Raw genomic sequence first — 5,195 nt, forward strand, 5'->3', positions numbered from 1 at the left:
ATCCGATGTTCAATTAGAAGTAGTAAATGTATTTGAGGCTTTAGCATATCCAAATCCATTTGCAGCCAACTTCAAGTTGGATGTAAAAACTAATAGTGAGGCAAATATTCATGTTAGAGTTTATGACATGATTGGAAAACTAGTAGAAGACAAAATGATAAATGCTTCTGATATTCAAAACTTCGAATTAGGAAACCAATATCCATCTGGAGTTTACAATGTCATTGTATCTCAAGAGTCCAACACTAAAACACTACGTGTTATTAAAAGATAGTTTTATAATTAGTTAAATTTTTTAAAACCTCCTCAAGAAATTGAGGAGGTTTTTTTGTGAAGTTTTTCTGAATTAATTATTTGTATTTTAAAATAAACGATTATAGATGTTAGATTTATCAAAAAACAAAATAAATCTACATACTAAACAAATTAAAACACTGATAATATGTGCTTTATATAATTTAAAAAAATAAAATTTCTATATTTTTTCTATACTAAAAGTTTAATAACTTGAGGTAAATTTGTCAAAATATTTAAATTCACTATTTATGAAACACATTTTATCTTTTCTTGAAAAGCAAATTATACCTATTTTGCTTTTATTTTTAATTTTAACGTGTTCAAGTAATGTTGAGGCACAAACTCTTTTATCACGATGGGGTGGGGTCCTTCAACAAACTTGCAATACCACATACCCGATTTCTTCAAACTATCAACTACCCAACCAAGGGTTAACAGGAACTGAAAATTATTCAGGTCTTCAAACAGATTGTGATAACAGGCATTTCTACAGAACCTTAAATGCTGCAACTACTTTAAATGTAGCAACAGCGCCATATCTTGAATACACAATCAACTTAAGTTCTATCAAAAAAATAGACTTTGACAGATTTGTAATTTATGGTTTTTACCATACCGATGGTAAAGCTCAATTAAGATGGAGTGTTGATAATTACGCAACAAGTTTGGGTGAATTTAGTACTGCAAATGCATACAATCTAACATCTAGAAATTTAAATTCTCTACCTGATTTTATAGGTACTACGGTTAGTTTTAGAATTTACTTTTATGCTGCAGTTGGCTCTTTAGTATGGAATGGTCAGCCTTTAGGTAGAACTATAGCGGTAACTTCAGGAGTAGCTTCAGGTAACCTTCCTAACACTTCTTATGACGGAACTCCATCTACTTACTGGTCAGCATGGCAGAGAGTTGGTATTTATGTAAATTCAATTGTAACACCAGTACAAAACATAAATATTGTATCATCAGGAGGTGCTGCTGAAGGTTCGGGCTGGAGTTATTCCAATGGAGTAATTTCCCCAAACACCCTGTATGATGTAAGTATAAATGCATCAGATATAGCAACAAAATTATCGCAAGGAAATTTAAGTGTAGAAACTAATAATGCTTCTATTACTATTAGTGCTTCTATTACTTCTAGTAGTGCAAATGCACTAACTTTTAAAGCAGCTGGAAACATACTTCAAAACTCGGGAGCTAAAGTTAGCACAAATGTTGGTAATATCACATATTGGTCAGATAGTGATGATAATGGACAAGGTGCAATTGTTGTTGGAACGAGCAGTGCAAATGGAGGAGAAGAAATAATTTCTAATGGAGGAAACATTACTTTGTCTGGGGGTCAAGATGTTACTACAGGTTATGCCAAAGCAGCTGTTGGTTTTTTACCTTGGAGTGCAAAACCCTATGGAGGTGTATCAATTTTTCATGCTAGCTTAAATGCAAAAGGGACGAATAATACAGGAGGTAATGTAACAGTTAGAGGGTCTATCAGCAATTCTTTGGGAGCTGTTAGTGGTAGAGGATTAATGGTTACTAACTCTAGTATATTAACTCAAGGAAGTGGAATTATCAACATAGATGGTGTTTGTACCAATTTTGCAGGATCTAACCCTTGGGGAGTTGTTATAGAAGGTTATTCTGTAATTGAATCTTATGATGGTGCCCTAAATATTTTAGGTACAGGAAGTAACGCAGCAGCAAACTCAAGAGGTATAGCAATTTCTGGTGGAACACTAACTAGTCAAAGACCTTATATAAATTCAAAAGGTCAAGCAACCATTACAATAACCGACCGAACTAGTAGTAGTAGTGCCAATTTTTCAGGTACTTATTTAAACATGGCTTATATAGGCCAAACAACTAACTCACCGGATGATTTTTATGGAAATGGAAGAGTAAATTTAATTTCTGATAAATTTCAATTTGATGGAGGAACTGTTAGAGAAAATTTCACTCAAATTAATACCAATGGTGAGATTTACATCATGCCTTATACTAACAGATTTTTGGTAAACCCATCTGTGCCTGGTACCTATCATGAATTTAGTAAGCTAGCTTTTGGATATCCTACTTTTGTTCAAATTGGTAAACCAGGTAACACAGGAAATATATCTATTGGAGGAGCAACTATCAACCATGCCTTTAATTACTTTGATGAATTAAAAATATATGCAGGTGATGTGTACCTTAATAAATCTATTTGGGGTGACAAATTAATACTATTCAATAGTGGAACAGTTTCTCATCGAAATTCTCTAGATGCAGCAAATGCAATCGATTTTAATCATCTACAATTAAATGGTACTGGTAGTTATAGTTTTACTAATATTTACAATTCTATATATAGTTTAACTGCTGGTTCTGCTTCAATTCCTCTATCTGGCAGTATTGTTTTAAGAACACAAACTGATTTATTGATAACAAATAGCAATACATCGGGTAATATTGGTATCAACACAACGAGTTATATAGATTTAAAAACTACCAATGGAGGAGATGTTATAATTGATAGAACAATCAAAACCACTTATTGGGGTGGTGGAGCAATAAATATATATGCTGATTTCGGTCGTTCAGCTAATGCAGCTTGCAATAATACTGTTTCTGGTGGTAAAATCTATTTTACAAGAAGTGCGGCTAATATTGATATTCTACAAAGTGCGAGAGCTCTTTTATACAGTAGTGCACCCTCTGTGAGCACATTCTTGAGTAATAAAGCAACAGGAGGAATATTATATAGAATTACTTCACAAAATCAGTTTGGCCTTACTTTACCTAGTACAGGTGTAGTAGCTTTATATAGAGCAGATAATGTTGTGCCTATTGGTGGTATTGCCGCGATTTCTGGTAATGCTATCTTAAGTTCTACAACAACCCAAGCGACATATTCAGTACCTGCTGTACCAGGAGCAACTAGTTATGTTTGGGATTTACCAGCAGGGATGACAATTTCTTCTCAAACTGCTACATCTATAACTGTTACATTATCTCCGAGCTTTGTTAGTGGTCTTATGAAAGTAAAAGCTGTTAATAATTGTAGTGAATCTAATTTTGCTAGTAGATTTATTACAAGGCCGCAAAGTTCTTTGAGTGGTGTAGTTTTCACAATAACTGGAAATAGTAATGTTTGTATTGATAATACAGAAACCTATACTGTACCTTTTATACAAAATGGAGTTTATGATTGGTCAGTACCTTCAGGTTGTACCATTGTTTCGGGACAGGGTACAAATCAATTGACAATTAACATAGGAAGTTCATTTATTCCAGGAAGCATTTCTGCATCTTGTAGTACTTCAAATGAAACGTTAAGATCAACTCTTCCAATTTTTAGTGTTCAACTGCCTTCAAGTATTCAAGGGCCTTCAACTTTATGTGGTTCATCTCAAGCTACTTATAGCGTTGATATGCAAAACGGTGTAACTTACATTTGGAGAGTTCCACAAGGCATGTCAATCGTTGGAAACAGTAACAGTAACTCAATAACTGTTAATTATAGTGGAAATATACAAGGTATTGTAAGTGTTCAAGTACAATCGGCATGTGGATTAAGTTTAATGAGATCATTAAATGTCGCTACAACTCCTGCTTTAAGCGATATTACAGGTAATCGTGTAGTGTGTGGACCTTCTGTTTCTACTATCTCTTCCTCAGGTACGTTATTAAATTCAGCCTTTTCAACTACTTATACTTATAGTGTTTCAGCTATTCAAGGGGTTACAAACTATGTATGGTCTGTACCATCAGGAGCTACTATTACTTCTGGACAAGGAACAAACAGCATAACGGTAAGTTATAATATTGCTCAATTTGATTCGGGTATTTTATCAGTTTATGCAGTAAATAGTTGTGGGAATGGACAATCAAAAACCGCAAATATTTCATCAATACTAGGTTCAATTACAGGACCTGTGAACTTATGTTCGTATACTAGTGCGAATTACTTCGTTCCTGAAACAATTGGAACTAACTTTGTATGGAGTGTACCTGATGGTTTGACAATTTCAACAGGACAGAACACAAATAATATTACTGTATCTGTTGCTCATCCTTTAAAAATATCTACGAACAACGTTAGCGTAACTTTTACCACACCTTGTAACTCAACAAAAACACTTTATTTAACAATTGGTTGTAATGAGTACACAAACTTAAGAGATGCAGATTGTGGCAGACAAGTAAATAATACAGATATAATTCAGGCAATCAATGTAAACAATGCAAATGAATATAAATTTGAAATTAGTGGTGGAAATCTTTCTGTTCCAGTAGAACTAACTAGAAGCAATAGATTTTTCAGTGTTAATCAAATACCTGGATTTTCATTTAATCAAACCTATAGCGTTAGAATAGCTGTTAAATTAAATGGAAATAGCAATTTTGGAATATATGGTCAATCATGTACTATTCAAACGGTACTTGGTCCTCTACCAAGTTTAACAAGTGCTGATTGTAATAAAAATGTAGCACTTGATGATATTCTAAGAACCAATTTAACTGCAGGGGTAACGAATTACCGATTTGAAATCTCAGGGGGTAACTTAACAGCTCCTATTCTTGTTACTAATACATCACCTGCATTAAGCTTAAACCAAGTCAATGGCCTTCAATTCAATCAAACATACAACGTAAGAGTGGCTATTAAATTTGGAGCAAATGGAGAGTTCTCAGATTGGGGACCAATATGTACCTTTACTACATCTGTAATTAAGCCAACAAAATTAATCAGTACACATTGTGGAAACACATTTAATGGTTCTAGTTTTATATATGCAGATACAGTTTTGGGTGCAACAAGTTATAAATTTGAAATAAGTGGAAATAGCCTTATTAATCCAATAGAAGTAATTAGAAATAATAGAGCTTTAGTTCTTGGTTTAATCAGTAACTTACAA

The 5,195-nt window shown here is 33.4% G+C and carries 2 protein-coding genes; both read left to right on the forward strand.

Annotated features, from left to right (window positions below):
- A partial coding sequence (locus ABD771_RS13455) for a T9SS type A sorting domain-containing protein (protein ID WP_345095466.1) occupies positions 1 to 274 on the forward strand: 274 nt, incomplete at its 5' end.
- 271 nt (positions 275 to 545) lie between these two features.
- On the forward strand, positions 546 to 5,195 hold a 4,650-nt coding region (locus ABD771_RS13460), incomplete at its 3' end, for a hypothetical protein (RefSeq protein WP_345095468.1).

Origin of the sequence: Flavobacterium chungnamense (assembly GCF_039539165.1) — a bacterium.
GTDB classification, from domain to species: Bacteria; Bacteroidota; Bacteroidia; order Flavobacteriales; family Flavobacteriaceae; genus Flavobacterium; species Flavobacterium chungnamense.